The organism is Kitasatospora sp. NBC_01539, assembly GCF_045040525.1.
Classification (GTDB): Bacteria; Actinomycetota; Actinomycetes; order Streptomycetales; family Streptomycetaceae; genus Kitasatospora.
Genome location: NZ_CP109390.1, coordinates 8,503,910 through 8,521,864, shown reverse-complemented (window position 1 = coordinate 8,521,864; position 17,955 = coordinate 8,503,910). Strand labels below are relative to the sequence as shown.

The following is a 17,955-nucleotide window of genomic DNA, read 5'->3' as shown; positions in this document are numbered from 1 at the left end:
GGGTGAGTGGTGGGACGTCGCGGACCCCGGGCACGCCGGGCCGGACCGAGGGGTGTGTGCTGCGGTTTCATCGGGCGGGCCCGTCCGGCCGTCTCCCGGACCGGCTCTTCCGGACCGGTTCTCCCGGACCATGACGCCCGGGCCGGGCCGGCTGTGCCTCGGCGCCCCGCGCCCCGCCGGATGGCCACGGCTCCGGGGCAGGCCCGGCAGCCGACCGGGCCCGACGCCCGGTCGGGGTCCGGCGCCCCGCGGCGAACGACACCGCACGCTGCGTGCGCGGCCGGGCAGACCTGGCAGCCCTGGCAGAGGCGGTCTAGCCGTGCCTGCGGCCGATCTGCACGTCCTCCAGCACGCCGAGCGCGTCGGGCACCAAGATCGCCGCGGAGTAGTAGGTGCTGACGAGGTAGGAGATGATCGACCGCTCGTCGATCCCCATGAACCGGACCGACAGGCCCGGCTCGTACTCCTCCGCCAGGCCGGTCTGGTGCAGGCCGATGACGCCCTGCTTGTCCTCCCCGGTCCGCATCACGAGGATCGAGGTGGTGTTCTCCTTGCTGATCGGGATCTTGCTGCAGGGCAGGATCGGGACCCCGCGCCAGGCGGGGACCTGCTGTCCGCCGAGGTCGACGTGGTCCGGGTAGAGTCCGCGGGAGTTGAACTCACGGCCGATGGCCGCGATCGCCCGGGGGTGGGCGAGGAAGAACCGGGACCCACGTCGGCGGCAGAGCAGTTCGTCGAGGTCGTCCGGGGTCGGCGCACCCGAGTAGGTCTGGATCCGCTGCTTGAAGGCGGCGTTGTGGAGCAGCCCGAACTCGGGGTTGTTGATCAGCTCGTACTCCTGGCGCTCGCGCAGCGCCTCGATGGTGAGCCTGAGCTGCTCCTCGGTCTGGTTCATCGGCTCGTTGTAGAGGTCCGCGACCCTCGTGTGGACCCGCAGCACGGTCTGGGCGATGGACAGCTCGTACTCGCGCGGGTTGAGTTCGTAGTCGACGAACGCGCCGGGCAGTTCGGCTTCGCCGGTGTGGCCGGCCGACATGGCGATCTCGGCCTCGCCGTGCCGGTTCTGCCGCTGGAGCGGAATCTCGGCGAACCGCTCCAGGTGGGCCCGGAGGCCCGGCGCCGTGGACAGCACGGCGTGGAAGTCGGCGCGCGAGAGGGTGAGCAGGGTGCCGGCGGTCTCGGCCGTGACGGTGGACTCCCACCTCGCGTCGGCGTCCAGCAGGGCGTTCTCGCCGAAGTGGCTGCCGTCGGCCAGCACGCCGACCGCCACCACGTCACCGTAACGGCCTTCGGAGGTCTGGCCGACCCGGCCGTGGGCGATCAGCTGGATCGACTCGGCGGGAGTGCCCCGCTCGGCGAGCACCTCGCCCGCACGGAACTCGCGCTGGACGCAGCGGTCGGCGAGCGCGGTCAGTACGGCGACGTCCTCGAAGCCGCGCAGCAGCGCGAGTTCGCCGAGCTCGCGGGGGATCACCCGGACGCGGGCGCCGTCCTGGACGAAGTCGATGCGCCCGTCCCCGACGGTGTAGGTCAGCCGTCGGTTCACCCGGTAGGTGCCGCCCTTGGTCTCCACCCAGGGGAGCATCCGCAGCAGCCAGCGGGAGGTGATCTCCTGCATCTGCGGAGCGGACTTGGTGGTGGTGGCAAGGTTGCGCGCAGCCGCCGTGCCCAGGCTGCTCTGCCTGGTCGGCTCCGACTGCACGTGCTGGCTGGTGTCCACCGTCATCGGGCGGGCTCTCCTTCATAGGAACGGTGCCCGGCACACGTCCATGTCCTCTGTGACCGGGGATGAACAGGCGGATGCCCGCGCAATTCGCGCAAACCACGCGATCCGCTCGTCTCCAGAAGGAAGTTAGCCGTCGGCAGGGCCGATCGGCCCCGTAAACCCATGGGTTTAGCCCGATGCAGTGATCTTTTCGGGACCGGTGTTTGCGATCACCCTTCAGGGAGCCAGGGCTGCGCCCTGCGCCGCCGGGGTTTCCCGCGGGCGGCCGCCGCAGCGCGGACGGTCACCCTGCCGGCCGGGCCGCACGGGCGGCGCGCGGCCACGGGAGGTATGCCCTGACCTGCGACATCAAGGTGCTGGGCGAACCTCTGCGGTACCGGCAACGGCGCCCGGCTGCGCGGTGACATCACGCGCCCCACCGGTTGCAGGTCCCGACCGTCTCGGCCCGGCCCTGCGTTCGTACGACTGCGGCGGACGGACCTGTGGCGCCCGAGCGACCTGTCCGATCGCCATGATCCGGTACCGGGTGGCCGGTCACGACCGGCCACCCGGCCATGGCGGGCGGTCAGGTCAGCTTTGCGAGCTCCGCGTTGGCCCGTTCGGTGACCAGGGCGAGGACGCGGCCAGCGGCGGCGAGGTCCTCGTCGGGTATCCCGCCCCAGATGCGGGCGGAGACGGGGGCGGACTCCGCAGCGGCGGCGGCGAGCAGTTCGCGCCCCGCGTCGGTGGGGTGAAGGCGCGCGCCGTCCGCGACGAGCAGCCGTCGGGCCAGCAGTTCGTCGAACGTGGCGCGGATGTCGGCCGGATCCGCCTTGAGGGAGCCCCGGACCTGGGCGACGAGGTCGTCCGGCGTCTGCGGGGCGTCGGCCGTGACGACCGCGCGCAGGGCGACCTGTTGCTGGAACGTGACGCCGTGCCGGGCCAGGACGTGCTCCAGGACGCCGCGGGCGGCGTAGTGGGCCAGGCCGAGCGCGCGGGCGTCGGCGGGTGCGGGTGCGGCTGCGGTACCGGTCATGGTGTTGCCCCCTGAGTGTTCTCGTCGTTCGGTACGGATGGAGCGAGAGGTGCGTCGAGCAGGGCCGTCAGCTCGTCGGTGAACGCGCGTGCCCGCGGGGCGTCGAGGCCGCCGAGGGGCTCCAGCAACTGCTGGAGCAGGTCCTGGACCACCGCGAGGGCCTGCCGCGTGACGGCCTGGCCCTGCTCGGTGAGGGCGAGCTGCACCGCGCGCGGATCGCGGGGGTCGCGGGTGCGCTCGATCAGGCCGGCCGACTCCAGGGCGCGCGCCAGCTTCGAGACGTACAGCGCCTCCATGCCCGTGTGGTCGGCGAGCCGGCGCTGGCTGGGCCGCTCGCCGGCGCGCTGCATGCCGTACAGCGACGCGACCAGCGAGTACTGCGCATGGGTGAGGCCCAGCGGAGCCATCGCACGATCGACCGCGACGCGCCACTTGTTGGCGAGCCGCCACACCAGGAAACCGGGCGTGGGGCCCGGGGAAGCCTTGCTCATGCCCGACACATTACATGGCTATTATATCCATGGCTACTATTTTCAGGCAGCCCCGTACCGGCGCACGTGATCGCCGCAGCCGCACGGCCGCGCAGGCCGCCCGGAGCGACCGCCCCACGACCGCCACGTTCGCCGACTCACCGACGCACCGCCGACCCCGAACGCGACATCGGACACGGCGGAGGAGGCGGGCGACACAGGGACCCCTCGGGATGCCGACAGCGAGGCCCGCCACGGCAGGCACCGCGGACCGGCGATGCCCACGGCCCGGAACACCGGCCGACAGAAGGGCCGTCACCCACCTTTCGAAGCGCTTCGACTGTCGAGACATCCGGCAGGGGTGGACGAGGTCAGGCGCGGCCCCACCACCACGCGGGAGCCGTGCGGGGAGACACCAACTCCGGTGGTCACCGACGTTTTCGCGAGCCCATCTCTTGACACGGGGGTGGATGCCTGCCAGCGTCGAAGCGCTTCACCAACGGCGTCGAGAGGCTGTGGCGACCGCCGCACGGGCACCGGCTCTGCAAGGGACTTCCCGCCTGCATGTACGTGTACCCGGCCGCACCCGGGGAGCGCCGAACCGAACCATCCTGCCGAAAGGACCTGCAGAGGTGTCCGACGAGTACGCACCGGTGCCCGCCGCCAACCCGGTGATCCCGGGGTTCCATCCGGACCCCAGCATCTGCCGCGTCGGCGAGGACTACTACCTCGCCTGCTCCAGCTTCGAGTACTTCCCGGGCATCCCCGTGTTCCACAGCCGGGATCTGGTCAACTGGGTACAGATCGGCAACGCCCTGGACCGGCCCGGCCAGCTCCGCCTGCCCCGGGACACCCCCTCCTCCGGGGGCCTGTACGCGCCCACCCTGCGCCATCACGACGGGCGGTTCTGGCTGATCGTCACCAACGTCACGCCGGGCGAGGGCAATCTGATCGTCACCGCGACGGACCCCGCCGGCCCGTGGTCCGACCCGGTACGCCTCCCCGGCGTCCCCGGCATCGATCCCGACCTGGCCTGGGACGAGGACGGCACCTGCTGGTGCACCGTCGCCGGGGTCTCCCAGATCCGCATCGACCCCGGCACGGGTGAGACCTTCGGCGAGTTGCGGCCCGTGTGGTCCGGCACCCCGGGCGCCGCCGCCCCCGAGGCCCCGCACCTGTACCGCATCGGCGACCACTGGTACCTGCTGATCGCCGAAGGCGGCACCGAACGCGGCCACTGTGTCTCCGTCGCCCGCGGCCCCTCGCCCGACGGCCCGTTCGAGCCCTGTCCGGCCAACCCGATCCTGACCCGCCGCAGCACCAGCGGGCCCGTCCAGAACACCGGTCACGCCGACCTCGTCCAGGCCGTGGACGGCTCCTGGTGGATGGTGCTGCTCGGCGTCCGCCCGCAGGGCGGCACCCCCGGCTGGCACGTCCTGGGCAGGGAGACCTTCCTGGCCCCCGTCTCGTGGGTCGACGGCTGGCCCGTCGTCGGCGAGGTCGGACCCGAACTCCCCACCATGCCCTGGCCTCTGGTGCCGACACCGCCGTCCGCCGAGCGCGACGACTTCGCCTCCACCGAACTGCGGCACTCCTGGATCTCCCTGCTCGACCGCCCCGCCGAGCACTACAGCACCCGGGAGCGCCCCGGCTGGCTCACCCTGCGTGCCCGCGGCGCATCCCTGGACGAACCCGATGCCGTCCTGCTGGGACGACGCCAGCAGCACCTCACCTTCCGGGCACGCACCCTGATCGACCCCGCCGAAGGCAGTGGCGGCCTCGCCGTCCGCCTCGACGACCGGCACCACTACGCCGTCGAGGCCCGGCCCGACGGCACCGCCCGGGTGATCGCCCGGATCGGATCGCTGCGCACCGTGGCAGCGGAACTGCCACTGCCCACGGGGCCCGTCGTCCTGACCGTGCACACCGGCAGGGCCCCCGAGCCCCATGACGCGCGCACCGGCCCCGACACCCTGATCTTCGGTGTCGAGGCGTCCGACGGGACGATGACGGACATGGCCTCTCTGGACGGCCGCTACCTCTCGACCGAAGTCGCCGGAGGCTTCACCGGCCGGGTCGTCGGCCTGTACGCCACCGAGGGCGCCGTGCACTTCGACTGGTTCGACTACCTCCCCGGTCACCGCTGACGAGAACCGTGCTCCTCGCCCCTCCGACAACCGCCCTGGCCCGCACACGAGTCACGGCGGCGGCCCGGCGGCGGGCGTGCCGGACGGGAGGAACTCGCCGACGGGCAGCGGGACTTCCCGCCGGGCCCGGCCGTCGGCGGGCCGCCGGCGGTGTGAACGGCGGGCCGTTGTGCGTGCCGGGGAGCAGGCAGTGCCGCCTACTGCCGGCCCATGCTGTCCCCGGTGGCACCGGCCGACGGCGTGGCCGTGGCAGTGGGCCGGCCGGTCTGGTCGCTCTGGTCGGCGGCGGCGAGGGCGGGGGCCACCGGTAGTCCGGCGGCCCCCGCCCCACGGTCACGCGGCCGTACGGCGGGTGCCGGCGCTGAGGGCGAGGTAGAGGGCGAGGGAGGAGGTGACGCCGACGGCCCAGCCGTAGTCGGCGAGGGGCTTGAGGAACGGGATGAGGCCGTCGGCGGGGAAGGGGCCGCCGTAGGAGCCGCCGACGGCGAGGAGGCCGCCCACGAGCAGGGCGGTGACGGCGCGCCAGTTCCAGCCGCCCGCGTACCAGTAGCGGCCGCCTGCGCGGTAGAGGTCGGCGAGGTCGAGGCGGGTGCGGCGCAGGAGCCAGTAGTCGGCGATGAGGATGCCGGCGACGGTGCCGAGCAGGCCGCCGACGACGCCGAGCCAGGTGAAGATGTAGACGTGCGGGTCGGAGATCAGCTTCCACGGCATGATGACGACCCCGACGACGCCGGTGATGAACGCGCCGGTGCGGAAGGTGACCCGCTTCGGCAGCAGGTTGGCGAGGTCGTACGCCGGGGAGACGACGTTGGCCGCGATGTTGACCGACAGCGTGGCGATCAGCACGGTGAACAGCGCGAAGAGGATGCCCGCGGTGGAGTCCATCTTCGCGGCGAGTGCGATCGGGTCCCAGATCGGCTCGCCGTAGACGGCCTGCGAGCCGGAGGTGACGAGCACGGACAGCAGCGCGAAGAGGGTCATGGTGGTGGGCAGGCCGAGGGCCTGGCCGCGGATCTGGGCCTTCTGGGAGCCGCCGAAGCGGGTGAAGTCCGGGATGTTGAGCGACAGGGTCGACCAGAAGCCGATCATGCCCATCAGCGCCGGGAAGAAGACCTTCCAGAAGTCGCCGTCCCAGCCCAGCTTCGAGGGCTGGTCCAGCAGCGGCCCGAAGCCGCCCGCCTTCACGGTGATCCACACCAGCAGCGCGAGCGCGCCGACGATGACGAACGGCGCGGCCCAGTTCTCGAAGCGCCGCAGGGTCTCCATCCCCCGCGCGATGATGGCCATCTCGATGACCCAGAAGATCAGGAACGACAGCCACTGCGTCCACGGGTAGCCGCCGATCTCACCGGCGGTCTGCCAGCCGGAGCCCAGCAGTTTGCCGGCGAGGAGGAAGATGCCCTCGCCGCCGATCCAGGTCTGGATGCCGAACCACGCGCACGCCACCGCCGCCCGGATCATCGCGGGCAGGTTCGCCCCGCGCAGCCCGAACGAGGCCCGCGCGAACACCGGGAACGGGATCCCGTACTTGGTGCCCGCGTGCCCGGTGAGCAGCATCGGCACCAGCACGATCAGGTTCGCCAGCGCGATGGTGAGGACGGCCTGCTTCCAGTCCATGCCGAGCGCCACCAGACCCGAAGCGAGCGTCCAGGACGGGATGTTGTGGGCCATGCCGACCCAGAGGGCGAGGAAGTTGTAGGTCGTCCAGCGGCGTTGTGCGACGGGGACGGGGTTGAGGTCCGCGTTGGCGAAGCGGGGGTCGGAGAGGTCGGCGTCGGCGGCGAGTTCGACTCTGCCGTCGGGGTGCGGGCTCTGGGTTATCGACATGGGCGACCGCCTTGTGGGGGACGGGCGGAGGCCACCCCGGCGGGGTGGCCTCCGTGGCGACGGTGGGTCGGGGGGAGAGGCGGAGGAAGACTGACGATCCGTCAGGAGAGCGCGGGGATGACGCTCTTGCCGTAGGCGTCGATGGTCTGCTCGATGGCGTCGTGCATGGCGTAGACGGCGAACTGGTCGACGCCGAGGGAGCGGAGGTGTTCGAGCTTGGCGAGCTGCTGCTCGGGCGGGCCGATCAGGCAGAAGCGGTCGACGATCTCGTCGGGCACGAAGGCGGTGTCGGGGTTTCCGGCGCGGCCGTGGTGGCTGTAGTCGTAGCCGTGCCGGTCCTTGATGTAGGCGGTGAGCTCCTCGGGCACCATGGCGGAGTGCTCGCCGTAGCGCGAGACGAGGTCGGCGACGTGGTTGCCGACCATGCCGCCGAACCAGCGGCACTGCTCGCGGGCGTGGGCGAGGGCCTCGGGCGAGTCGTCGGCGGTGACGTAGGCCGGTGCGGCGACGCAGATGGTGACGGACGCGGGGTCGCGGCCGGCCTCGGCGGCGGCGTCGCGGACGGCCTTGACCATCCACTCGGTGAGGTAGGGGTCGGCGAGCTGGAGGATGAACCCGTCGGCGGCCTGCCCGGTGAGGTTCAGGGCCTTGGGGCCGTAGGCGCCCATCCAGACGGGCAGCCGGGCGCCCTCCCTGACCCACGGGATGTGGATCTCGGTGCCGTCGATCTCGACGGTGCGGCCCTCGGCGAGGTCCCGGATGGCGTGGATGGCCTCGCCGAGCGTGGCGAGGCCGGCGGGCCGGCGGCCGGCGACGCGCTGTGCGGAGTCGCCGCGGCCGATGCCGCAGACCGTCCGGTTGCCGTACATGTCGTTGAGGGTGGCGAAGAGGGAGGCGGTGACCTCCCAGGTGCGGGTGACGGGGTTGGTCACCATCGGGCCGACGGTCATGCGCTCGGTCTCGGCGAGGATGCGGCTGTAGATGACGAAGGGCTCCTGCCAGAGCACGACGGAGTCGAACGTCCACCCGTGGGTGAAGCCGGCGGCCTCGGCACGCTTCATCCGGTCGATGAGCAGCTGGGCGGGCGGGTCGGTCTGGAGGACGAGGCCGATGTCCACGGTGTTTCCTATCGGTCGAGGTACTGGCAGGTGGCGCGCGGCTGGTAGCGGCCGTGGCCGGCGCGGCCGAGGTAGGTGTCGCCGTCGATGACGACGGTGCCGCGGGAGAGCACGGTGCGGACCTTGCCGGTGATCTGCTTGCCCTCGTACGCGGAGTAGTCGACGTTCATGTGGTGGGTGTCGGCGGAGATCGTCTGGACGGCGTTCGGGTCGTAGACCACGATGTCGGCGTCGGCGCCGGGGGCGATGGTGCCCTTGCGGGGGTAGAGGCCGAACATCCGGGCCGGGGTGGCGCAGGCGATCTCGATCCAGCGGCGGCGGCTGATGCGGCCCTCGACGACGGCCTGGTGGAGGAGGTCCATGCGGTTCTCGACGCCGGGCAGGCCGTTGGGGATCTTCGAGAAGTCGCCGCGGCCGAGTTCCTTCTGGCCGCTGAAGCAGAACGGGCAGTGGTCGGTGGAGACGACCTGGAGGTCGTTGGTGCGCAGGCCCTTCCACAGCTCGGCCTGGTGCTCCCTGGGGCGCAGCGGGGTGGAGCAGACGTACTTGGCGCCTTCGAAGCCGGGCTCGGCGAGGTTGTCGGTGGAGAGGAAGAGGTACTGCGGGCAGGTCTCGCCGAAGACGGGGAGGCCGGCGTCGCGGGCGGTGGCGATCTCGGCGACGGCGGAGGCCGCGGAGACGTGCACGACGTACAGCGGGGAGCCGGCGACCTGGGCGAGTTTGATCGCGCGGTGGGTGGCCTCGGCCTCCAGGAGCTCGCGGCGGACCTCGCCGTGGTGGCGGGGGTCGGTCTTCCCGGCGGCGAGGGCCTGTTCGACGAGGACGTCGATGGCGATGCCGTTCTCGGCGTGCATCATGATCAGGCCGCCGTTGTCGGCGCCGCGCTGCATGGCCCGCAGGATCTTGCCGTCGTCGCTGTAGAAGACGCCGGGGTAGGCCATGAACAGCTTGAAGGAGGTGACGCCCTCCCCCACGAGCAGGTCCATCTCCTTGAGGCTGCCCTCGTTGACGTCGGCGAGGATCATGTGGAAGCCGTAGTCGATCGCGCAGTTGCCCTCGGCCTTGGCGTGCCAGGCGTCGAGTCCCTCGCGCAGGGAGGCGCCGACGCCCTGGACGGCGAAGTCGACGATGGTGGTGGTGCCGCCCCAGGCGGCGGCGCGGGTGCCGGTCTCGAAGGTGTCGGAGGCGGCGGTGCCGCCGAAGGGCAGCTCCATGTGGGTGTGGGCGTCGACGCCGCCGGGGATGACGTACGTCCCCGTGGCGTCGAGGGTGCGGTCGGCCGTCCAGCCGTCGGCGACGGTGCTGCCGGTGGTGGCGAGGGCGACGATCCGTTCGTCCTCGATCAGGACGTCGGCGTGGAGCTCCTCGGCGGCGGTGACGACGAGGCCGCCGCGGATGACCGTACGGGTCATGGGCCGTTCTCCTCTCAGGCCTCGGTGAGCGGGCCGTAGGCCTCGGGCCGGCGGTCGCGGTAGAAGGCCCACTGCTGGCGGACCTCCTCGATGACGTCGAGGTCGAGGTCGCGGACGACGAGCTCCTCGTCCTTGTCGGAGGCGACCTCGCCGACGAACTGGCCGCGCGGGTCGACGAAGTAGCTGGTGCCGTAGAAGTCGTTGTCGCCGTACTCCTCGACGCCGACGCGGTTGATGGCGGCGATGTAGTACTCGTTGGCGACGGCGGCGGCGGGCTGCTCCAGCTGCCAGAGGTAGGCGGAGAGGCCGCGGCTGGTGGCGGAGGGGTTGTAGACGATCTCGGCGCCGGCGAGGCCGAGTGCGCGCCAGCCCTCGGGGAAGTGCCGGTCGTAGCAGATGTAGACGCCGACCTTGCCGACGGCGGTGTCGAAGACGGGCCAGCCGACGTTTCCGGGCTTGAAGTAGTACTTCTCCCAGAATCCCTTCACCTGCGGGATGTGGTGCTTGCGGTACTTCCCGAGGTAGCTGCCGTCGGCGTCGATGACGGCGGCGGTGTTGTAGTAGAAGCCGGACTGCTCGACCTCGTACACCGGGACGACGATCACGATGCCCAGCTCGCGGGCGAGGGCCTGCATGCGTTGCACGGTGGGGCCGTCGGGGACGGGTTCGGCCCAGGCGTAGTGCTCCGGCTCCTGCACCTGGCAGAAGTACGGGGCGTTGAAGACCTCCTGGAATCCGATGATCTGGGCGCCCTGCGCGGCCGCGTCGCGGGCGGCCTTTTCGTGGGCGGCGACCATGGTTTCCTTGTCGCCCGTCCAGGCGGTCTGGAAGAGGGCGGCCCTGACGACTCGGCTCATCGCTCAACTCCTTGCGGAAGTCGGTGGTAGACCGCTGACATTAGGAGTTTCCCGGCGGAAGGTGCAGTACCACGCTGTAACGCTCTCCGGCGTTTTGCGTTCCGTCGCGAAACCATGATCGGATGTAAATCCGATGCGGATAACGGAGTACCGCCCGACGGGTTACACCGGCGTTTCGAACGGGGATACTCGGTTAATTCGAACCACCCCCCGTGCGGGGCGTGTACGAGCCGTGCCGCGGCGGGTCCGCGGCCCGGCTCCGGCCCGGGCTTTGCCCCCGGTGATCCCGGCCAGGCAAGATGGGCCGGTGACCCTCCTGGACCTGATGCCGAAGCCCGCCACCCCCGACGCCCTGTTCGAGACCTTCGCCGAGTGGGCGATGGAGCGCGGCATCACCCTCTACCCCGCCCAGGAGGAGGCGCTGATCGAGCTGGTCTCGGGGAACAACGTCGTCCTGGCGACCCCCACCGGCTCCGGGAAGAGCCTCGTCGCGGCGGGTGCGCACTTCGCCGCGCTGGCCGAGGGCAAGCGGACGTTCTACACCGCGCCGATCAAGGCGCTGGTGTCCGAGAAGTTCTTCGACCTCTGCAAGATCTTCGGCACCGAGCAGGTCGGCATGATGACGGGCGACGCGAGCGTCAACCCGACCGCGCCGATCATCTGCTGCACCGCGGAGGTGCTCGCCCAGATCGCGCTGCACGACGGCGAGCGGGCCGACATCGGCCAGGTCGTGATGGACGAGTTCCACTTCTACGCCGAGCCCGACCGCGGCTGGGCCTGGCAGATCCCGCTGCTGGAGCTGCCGCACGTGCAGTTCCTGCTGATGTCGGCCACCCTCGGCGACGTCCGCCGCTTCGAGGACGACCTCACCCGCCGCACCGGCCGGCCCACCACCGTCGTCCGCTCCGCGACCCGCCCGGTGCCGCTGTTCTACGAGTACCGCCGGACGAACATCCACGACACCCTGGAGGAGCTGCTGACGACCGGCCAGGCGCCGGTCTACGTCGTGCACTTCACCCAGAAGGAGGCGGTGGAGCGGGCGCAGTCGCTGATGAGCATCAACATGTGCACCAAGGCCGAGAAGGACGCCATCGCCGACCTGATCGGCGGCTTCCGCTTCACCACGAAGTTCGGCCGCAACCTCTCCCGCTTCGTGCGGCACGGCATCGGCGTGCACCACGCCGGCATGCTGCCGAAGTACCGCCGCCTGGTGGAGCGCCTCGCCCAGGCCGGCCTGCTCAAGGTCATCTGCGGCACCGACACCCTCGGCGTGGGCGTCAACGTGCCGATCCGCACGGTGCTCTTCACCGCCCTCTCGAAGTACGACGGCCAGCGGGTGCGGGTGCTGCGCGCCCGTGAGTTCCACCAGATCGCGGGCCGCGCGGGCCGGGCCGGGTTCGACACCGTCGGCCAGGTCGTCGCGCAGGCGCCCGAGCACGTCGTCGAGAACGACAAGGCGCTCGCCAAGGCCGGCGACGACCCGAAGAAGCGCCGCAAGGTCGTCCGCAAGAAGGCGCCGGAGGGCTTCGTCGGCTGGTCGGAGGAGACCTTCGAGCGGCTCATCGGCGCCGATCCGGAGCCGCTGGTCAGCCGCTTCAAGGTCAGCCACGCGATGCTCCTGTCGGTGATCGGCCGGCCCGGCAACGCCTTCGAGGCGATGCGCAAGCTGCTCACCGACAATCACGAGGACCGTCCCGCGCAGCGCCGGCACATCCGTTCCACCATCGCGATCTACCGCTCGCTGCTGGAGGGCGGCGTCGTGGAGCGCCTGGAGGAGCCGGACGCCGAGGGCCGCATCGTGCGCCTCACCCTCGACCTGCAGGAGAACTTCGCGCTCAACCAGCCGCTCTCCACCTTCGCCCTCGCCACCTTCGACCTCCTCGACCCGGAGTCCCCCGGCTACGCGCTGGACGTCGTCTCCGTCGTCGAGGCCACCCTCGACGACCCGCGGCAGATCCTCGCCTCGCAGGAGAACAAGGCCCGCGGCGAGGCCATCGGCGAGATGAAGCGCGACGGCGTCGAGTACGAGGAGCGGATGGCCCGGCTCCAGGACATCACGTACCCCCGGCCGCTGGAGGAACTGCTCGGCCACGCGTACGAGGTCTACCAGCGGGCGCACCCGTGGATCGGCGACCACCCGCTGCGGCCGAAGTCCATCGTCCGCGACCTGTACGAGCGGGCGATGACCTTCAGCGACTTCGTCGGCCACTACGACCTGGCGCGCACCGAGGGCATCGTGCTGCGCTACCTCGCGAGCGCGTACAAGGCGCTGGAGCAGACCGTCCCCGAGCACATCAAGACCGACGACCTCAAGGACGTCATCGCCTGGCTCGGAGAGCTGGTGCGGCAGGTCGACTCCTCGCTGCTCGACGAGTGGGAGCAGCTCGCCAACCCGACCGACCCGCAGTCGGCCGAGGTGCGGCTCGACGACAAGCCGGCGCCCGTCACCGCGAACGCCCGCGCCTTCCGCGTGCTGGTGCGCAACGAGATGTTCCGCCGTGTCGAGCTGGCCGCGCTGGAGAACTACCACGCGCTGGGCGAGCTCGACGGCGAGGACGGCTGGGACTCCGACCGGTGGGCGGACGCTCTGGACGGGTACTGGGAGGAGTACGACGACCTCGGTACCGGCCCCGACGCCCGCGGCCCGAAGATGCTGCTCATCGAGGAGGTCGAGGACGAGGGTCTGTGGCGGGTCCGGCAGATCTTCGACGACCCGGCGGGCGACCGCGACTGGGGCATCAGCGCCGAGGTCGACCTGTTCGGCTCCGACGAGGAGGGCCGGGCGGTGCTGCGGGTGACCGGGGTGAACCGGCTCGGCGGCTGATCCGGCAGGCCCGGCCTGCCGGGCTGACCGGGCTGACCGGGCGGGCCTGACCTGCCGTGACGGACCCTGCGGGCCCGGTGCCTCCCGCACCGGGCCCGCAGGGCGTCCGACGGCCGGCGGCTGGCGCCCGGCGTCCGGTCGGCGAGGGAACGGGAGGGCGCGAGCCGTTCCCGGTCGGGGCTACATGCCGGGGCTACATCCAGAGGAACGGTGCGCGGACGACGTAGGAGAGCGCCCGGGCCGCGTGGTCGAGCGTGCGGTCGTCGGGCGGCGTCGTGGTGCGCCCGTCCGCGTAGCGGGAGACGGTGACCGTCAGGTAGCGGCCCACGGGCTCGACCCGCACCGCGGTCACGGGCTTCGGCGCGGGCTGCGTGGCGGACGCGCCGGGCTGGGCGGTGGCCGCGGTCTGGGTGGACGGGGCCGTGCCGGCCGGTGCGCCGGGCGACGCGCTCGCGGTGCCGGCCCCGGGGCTCGCCGTCGAGCCGGTCGTCGGGGAGGGTGTCGCGGGGGCGGAGGTCCGGAAGAGCAGCGCGCCGGGGTCGGTGAGCGCCTGCCGGGCCTTCCGCGCGCCCTCCTCGTCGGCGAAGCGGAACACCGTGACGCTGCTGACCACCTTCTGGTCCACGTGGTCGAAGGCGACTCCGACGTACGCCTGGCAGCCGGTGTCGTGCAGCGGGTCGTGGGCGCGGTCGAGGAGGGTCTCCGCGCAGTCGCCGCCGCCGGCGGCCGCGGTGCGGCGTGCCTGCACGCCGTCCTGGTCGACCGTCCGGTCGCCCGGGAAGTAGTGGTCGGCGGTGAACACCTGGGCTTCCGTCAGGGGCTGCTGCGAGTCGAGGCCGGGTGCGGGCTGGGCCTTCGGGCCGCCCGCGGTGGAGCCGAGCCCGGGTATGAGGTCGCCCGGGTGCGGCAGGCTGACGACGAAGCCGACGGCGGCGGCGGCCACCACCAGGGCGCACCACAGCGCGGTGCGGCGGCGTCCGAAGCGCCGCCCGCGGCGGTCGGCGGCGGGCGTCCCGCCCTCCTGGCCTGCGGCGGACTGGTCGGGCTCCCCCTGCGAAGTCATGCGGGTGATTGTAAGCAGATGATCAGTCGGGCCCGGAGGGAGGGCCCGGAGAAGGGCGCCGGACGCGGCCGGGGGGCGCGCGTGAGCTGCGCACCACCCTGCGCCACTACCCTGTGCGGCGGCACTGTGACAACTCGCACACCGCCGCGCCGATCTTCTGGCGGGTTCCCTCTGGCGGAACGCGACGTGCCCCGGGCAGGATCGAGCGCATGGATCTGCTCGACACCCTCACCGCCAAGGGCCTGCGCCGGGAACTCCCCACCCGGGAGGAGGCCCTGGCCGTCCTCGCCACCACCGACGACGAACTGCTCGACGTCGTCTCGGCCGCCGGCAAGGTGCGCCGCCAGTGGTTCGGACGGCGCGTCAAGCTCAACTACCTGGTGAACCTCAAGAGCGGCCTCTGCCCGGAGGACTGCTCCTACTGTTCGCAGCGGCTCGGCTCGAAGGCGGAGATCCTCAAGTACACCTGGCTGAAGCCGGAGCAGGCCGCCGAGGCCGCCAGGGCGGGCGTGGCGGGCGGCGCCAAGCGGGTCTGCCTGGTCGCCAGCGGGCGCGGCCCGACGGACCGCGACATCGACCGGGTCAGCGACACCATCGCCGCCATCAAGGACGCCGACGAGCAGGTCGAGGTGTGCGCCTGCCTGGGCCTGCTCTCCGACAACCAGGCCGAGCGCCTGAAGGCGGCCGGTGCCGACGCCTACAACCACAACCTCAACACCTCCGAGGCGACGTACGGCGACATCACCACCACCCACACCTACGCGGACCGCGTCGACACCGTCGCCAAGGCACACGGCGCGGGCCTGTCGGCGTGCTCGGGCCTCATCGCGGGCATGGGCGAGAGCGACGCCGACCTCGTCGACGTGGTCTTCGCGCTGCGCGAGATCGGCTCGGACTCCGTGCCGGTCAACTTCCTGATCCCGTTCGAGGGAACGCCGCTCGCCCAGGAGTGGAACCTCACCCCTCAGCGCTGCCTGCGCATCCTGGCGATGGTCCGCTTCGTCTGCCCCGACGTCGAGGTGCGGATCGCCGGCGGCCGCGAGGTGCACCTGCGCAGCCTGCAGCCGCTCGGCCTGGAGATCGCCAACTCGATCTTCCTCGGCGACTACCTCACCAGTGAGGGCCAGGCCGGGCAGGCCGACCTCGACATGATCAAGGACGCCGGCTTCACCGTCGAGGGCGCGGGCGAGGCCACCCTGCCCCGGCACCGGGCCGACGCCGCCGCTGCGGCGAGCGAGCACGGCTGCGGCACCGCCACCCCGGGCGGCTGCGGCTCCGCGGCGTCCGGGGCCGGTACGGCGGCGGACGCCGCGGACGGCGGGCACGCCTGCGGCAGCGGCGGCTGCGGCCCCTGCGGCGGACACGTCCCCGCCCCGGCCGGGGAGGAGGCCGACGAGGCCCGCACCGACCTCGTCCGGGTGCGCCGGCGCGGCGCCGGCACCGAGCTGGCGCCGAACGCCTGATGGGCGACGTGCACCAGCTGCTCGACCTCGACCGGGCGCACGTCTGGCACCCGTACGGGCCGATGCCCGGCACCGTCACCCCGTACGTGGTGGAGTCCGCGTCCGGGGTGCGGCTGCGGCTCGCCGAGCCGGTCGCCGGGCACCGCGAACTCGTCGACGGCATGTCGTCCTGGTGGGCCGCGATCCACGGCTACCGGCACCCCGTGCTCGACGAGGCCGTGCGCGACCAGCTCGGCCGGATGAGCCACGTCATGTTCGGCGGCCTCACCCACGAGCCCGCCGTCCGGCTGGCGGCCAGGCTCGTGGAGATCACGCCTGCGCCGCTGCAGCACGTCTTCCTGGCGGACTCCGGGTCGGTGGCCGTCGAGGTCGCGCTGAAGATGTGCCTGCAGTACTGGCGGTCGGTGGGCCGGCCGGCCAAGCGCCGGGTGCTGACCTGGCGCGGCGGCTACCACGGCGACACCTTCCACCCCATGTCGGTGTGCGACCCCGAGGGCGGCATGCACCAGCTGTGGGGCGGGGTGCTGCCGCGGCAGCTCTTCGCCGGCGAGCCGCCCGCCGGGTTCGACGCCCCCGTCGACGAGGCGTACGCCGCCTCGCTCGCCGACCTGGTCGAGCGGCACGCCGACGAGCTCGCCGCCGTCATCGTCGAGCCGGTCGTGCAGGGCGCGGGCGGCATGCGCTTCCACTCCCCCGCGTACCTGCGCCTGCTGCGCGAGCTGTGCGACGCGCACGGCGTGCTGCTCGTGTTCGACGAGATCGCGACCGGCTTCGGCCGCAGCGGCGCGCTCTTCGCCGCCGACCACGCCGCGGTGTCGCCCGACGTCATGTGCCTGGGCAAGGCCCTCACCGGCGGGTACCTGACGATGGCGGCGACCCTGTGCACCGCCGAGATCGCGGACGGGATCAGCCGCGGCGAGGTGCCGGTACTCGCCCACGGCCCGACCTTCATGGGCAACCCGCTGGCCGCGGCCGCCGCCAACGCCTCCCTCGACCTGCTCCTCGGCCAGGACTGGGCACAGGAGGTCAAGCGGATCGGGGCCGGCCTGGTCGCGGGCCTCGCCCCGCTCGCCGGGGCACCGGGCGTCCGCGACGTGCGGGTGCTCGGCGCGATCGGCGTCGTCCAGCTCGACCACCCGGTCGACATGCGGGCCGCCACCGAGGCCGCCGCCCGGGAGGGCGTGTGGCTGCGGCCGTTCCGCGACCTCGTCTACACCATGCCGCCGTACGTGACCGGCGACGACGACCTGGCGCGGATCACCGCCGGGGTGACCGCGGCGGCGGTGGCCGGATGACCGTGCTCTTCGTGACCGGCACCGGGACGGAGGTCGGCAAGACCGTCGCCACCGCGGCGGTCGCCGCCCTCGCGGACGGCCCGGTGGCCGTCCTGAAGCCGGGGCAGACCGGTGTCGCCCCGGGCGAGCCCGGTGACGTCGCCGAGGTGCTCCGGCTGACGGGCCGCGAGCTCACCGTGCGCGAACTCGCCCGCTACCCCGAGCCCCTGGCCCCCGACACGGCGGCCCGGCGCTCCGGCCTGCCGCCCGTCGGCCCCGGGCAGGTCGCCGAGGCCGTGGCCGAACTCGCCGCGGAGCACGCGCTGGTGCTGGTGGAGGGCGCGGGCGGGCTGCTCGTCCGCTACGACGACGAGGGCCGCACCCTCGCCGACATGGCCCGGGCGGCCGCCGCGCTGGGTCTGGCGCCGGCCGTGCTGCTGGTCGCCTCGGCGGGCCTCGGCACCCTCAACACCACCGCGCTGACCGCGGAGGCGCTGCGGGCGCGCGGGCTGGACCTGCGCGGCGTGGTGATCGGTTCCTGGCCCGCCGAGCCGGACCTCGCGATGCGCTGCAACCTGGCCGACCTGCCGACCGCGGCGGGTGCACCCCTGCTCGGCGCGCTCCCGCTGGGTGCGGCGGCGGTCGGCGGCGCGCCGTTCACCGCAGCGGCCCGCACGGCACTGGCGCCCGCGCTGGGCGGCACCTGGGACGCGGCGGCGTTCACCGCCGCGCACGCGGTGGCCGCACCGGGGCGGTAGC

At 72.5% G+C, this 17,955-nt stretch carries 13 protein-coding genes; 5 read left to right on the top strand and 8 right to left on the bottom strand.

The features are described from left to right. Window positions 1-313: 313 nt before the first annotated feature. From OG335_RS36940 to OG335_RS36930, 3 genes are all read right to left on the bottom strand, one after another. Complete coding sequence (locus tag OG335_RS36940; RefSeq protein ID WP_405009505.1) at window positions 314-1,726, bottom strand: family 2B encapsulin nanocompartment shell protein; 1,413 nt, start codon at window positions 1,724-1,726, stop codon at window positions 314-316. A 565-nt stretch (window positions 1,727-2,291) separates the two neighbouring features. Further along, complete coding sequence (locus tag OG335_RS36935; protein WP_405009506.1) at window positions 2,292-2,741, bottom strand: MarR family transcriptional regulator; 450 nt, start codon at window positions 2,739-2,741, stop codon at window positions 2,292-2,294. Continuing rightward, window positions 2,738-3,232: a MarR family winged helix-turn-helix transcriptional regulator gene (locus OG335_RS36930; RefSeq protein ID WP_405009507.1), complete on the bottom strand. Its 495-nt coding sequence runs from the start codon at window positions 3,230-3,232 to the stop codon at window positions 2,738-2,740. The genes OG335_RS36935 and OG335_RS36930 overlap by 4 nt, the downstream gene beginning before the upstream one ends. Before the next feature lie 611 nt (window positions 3,233-3,843). On the opposite strand from OG335_RS36930, the gene OG335_RS36925 reads away from it, so the two are divergent. Continuing rightward, window positions 3,844-5,358: a glycoside hydrolase family 43 protein gene (locus tag OG335_RS36925; RefSeq protein ID WP_405009508.1), complete on the top strand. Its 1,515-nt coding sequence runs from the start codon at window positions 3,844-3,846 to the stop codon at window positions 5,356-5,358. Between the two features lie 333 nt (window positions 5,359-5,691). Here the strand turns inward: OG335_RS36925 and OG335_RS36920 are convergent, their stop codons facing one another. From OG335_RS36920 to OG335_RS36905, 4 genes are all read right to left on the bottom strand, one after another. After that, window positions 5,692-7,185 carry an NCS1 family nucleobase:cation symporter-1 gene (locus tag OG335_RS36920; protein ID WP_405009509.1) on the bottom strand — a complete coding sequence of 498 codons (1,494 nt, stop codon included), beginning with the start codon at window positions 7,183-7,185 and terminating at the stop codon, window positions 5,692-5,694. A gap of 101 nt (window positions 7,186-7,286) precedes the next feature. Beyond that, window positions 7,287-8,303 (bottom strand): TIGR03842 family LLM class F420-dependent oxidoreductase, encoded by a 1,017-nt coding sequence (locus tag OG335_RS36915; RefSeq protein ID WP_405009510.1) that lies wholly within the window; start codon window positions 8,301-8,303, stop codon window positions 7,287-7,289. Between the two features lie 8 nt (window positions 8,304-8,311). Beyond that, window positions 8,312-9,715 carry a dihydropyrimidinase gene (gene hydA, locus OG335_RS36910; RefSeq protein WP_405009511.1) on the bottom strand — a complete coding sequence of 468 codons (1,404 nt, stop codon included), beginning with the start codon at window positions 9,713-9,715 and terminating at the stop codon, window positions 8,312-8,314. A 14-nt stretch (window positions 9,716-9,729) separates the two neighbouring features. Continuing rightward, the gene (locus OG335_RS36905; RefSeq protein ID WP_405009512.1) at window positions 9,730-10,572 is read right to left on the bottom strand and encodes a nitrilase-related carbon-nitrogen hydrolase; all 843 of its coding nucleotides are present in this window, start codon (window positions 10,570-10,572) and stop codon (window positions 9,730-9,732) included. 325 nt (window positions 10,573-10,897) lie between these two features. On the opposite strand from OG335_RS36905, the gene OG335_RS36900 reads away from it, so the two are divergent. Beyond that, window positions 10,898-13,396, top strand: a complete 2,499-nt coding sequence (locus OG335_RS36900) for a DEAD/DEAH box helicase (RefSeq protein ID WP_405015298.1) — start codon at window positions 10,898-10,900, stop codon at window positions 13,394-13,396. Window positions 13,397-13,589: 193 nt separating this feature from the next. On the opposite strand, the gene OG335_RS36895 is transcribed toward OG335_RS36900, so the two are convergent. Continuing rightward, complete coding sequence (locus OG335_RS36895) at window positions 13,590-14,459, bottom strand: hypothetical protein (RefSeq protein ID WP_405009513.1); 870 nt, start codon at window positions 14,457-14,459, stop codon at window positions 13,590-13,592. 209 nt (window positions 14,460-14,668) lie between these two features. Here OG335_RS36895 and bioB point away from each other — a divergent pair, with 209 nt between their 5' ends. Genes bioB through bioD form a run of 3 tightly spaced genes read left to right on the top strand, consistent with a single transcriptional unit; the run spans window position 14,669 to window position 17,954 of the window. Further along, the gene (gene bioB / locus OG335_RS36890; RefSeq protein WP_405009514.1) at window positions 14,669-15,922 is read left to right on the top strand and encodes a biotin synthase BioB; all 1,254 of its coding nucleotides are present in this window, start codon (window positions 14,669-14,671) and stop codon (window positions 15,920-15,922) included. Further along, window positions 15,922-17,217 carry an adenosylmethionine--8-amino-7-oxononanoate transaminase gene (locus tag OG335_RS36885; protein ID WP_405009515.1) on the top strand — a complete coding sequence of 432 codons (1,296 nt, stop codon included), beginning with the start codon at window positions 15,922-15,924 and terminating at the stop codon, window positions 17,215-17,217. Before bioB ends, OG335_RS36885 begins: the two co-directional genes overlap by 1 nt. Beyond that, entirely contained in the window at window positions 17,214-17,954 is a 741-nt protein-coding gene (gene bioD / locus OG335_RS36880; protein WP_405009516.1) for a dethiobiotin synthase, read from the top strand. Before OG335_RS36885 ends, bioD begins: the two co-directional genes overlap by 4 nt. Window position 17,955: the final 1 nt, after the last annotated feature.

Excerpts from the sequence above, each read along its gene's own strand:
- OG335_RS36940 (WP_405009505.1), bottom strand. The coding sequence starts at position 1,726 with ATGACGGTGGACACCAGCCAGCACGTGCAGTCGGAGCCGACCAGGCAG.
- OG335_RS36935 (WP_405009506.1), bottom strand. The coding sequence starts at position 2,741 with ATGACCGGTACCGCAGCCGCACCCGCACCCGCCGACGCCCGCGCGCTC.
- OG335_RS36930 (WP_405009507.1), bottom strand. The coding sequence starts at position 3,232 with ATGAGCAAGGCTTCCCCGGGCCCCACGCCCGGTTTCCTGGTGTGGCGG.
- OG335_RS36920 (WP_405009509.1), bottom strand. The coding sequence starts at position 7,185 with ATGTCGATAACCCAGAGCCCGCACCCCGACGGCAGAGTCGAACTCGCC.
- hydA (WP_405009511.1), bottom strand. The coding sequence starts at position 9,715 with ATGACCCGTACGGTCATCCGCGGCGGCCTCGTCGTCACCGCCGCCGAG.
- OG335_RS36905 (WP_405009512.1), bottom strand. The coding sequence starts at position 10,572 with ATGAGCCGAGTCGTCAGGGCCGCCCTCTTCCAGACCGCCTGGACGGGC.
- OG335_RS36900 (WP_405015298.1), top strand. The coding sequence starts at position 10,898 with ATGCCGAAGCCCGCCACCCCCGACGCCCTGTTCGAGACCTTCGCCGAG.
- OG335_RS36895 (WP_405009513.1), bottom strand. The coding sequence starts at position 14,459 with ATGACTTCGCAGGGGGAGCCCGACCAGTCCGCCGCAGGCCAGGAGGGC.
- bioB (WP_405009514.1), top strand. The coding sequence starts at position 14,669 with ATGGATCTGCTCGACACCCTCACCGCCAAGGGCCTGCGCCGGGAACTC.
- OG335_RS36885 (WP_405009515.1), top strand. The coding sequence starts at position 15,922 with ATGGGCGACGTGCACCAGCTGCTCGACCTCGACCGGGCGCACGTCTGG.
- bioD (WP_405009516.1), top strand. The coding sequence starts at position 17,214 with ATGACCGTGCTCTTCGTGACCGGCACCGGGACGGAGGTCGGCAAGACC.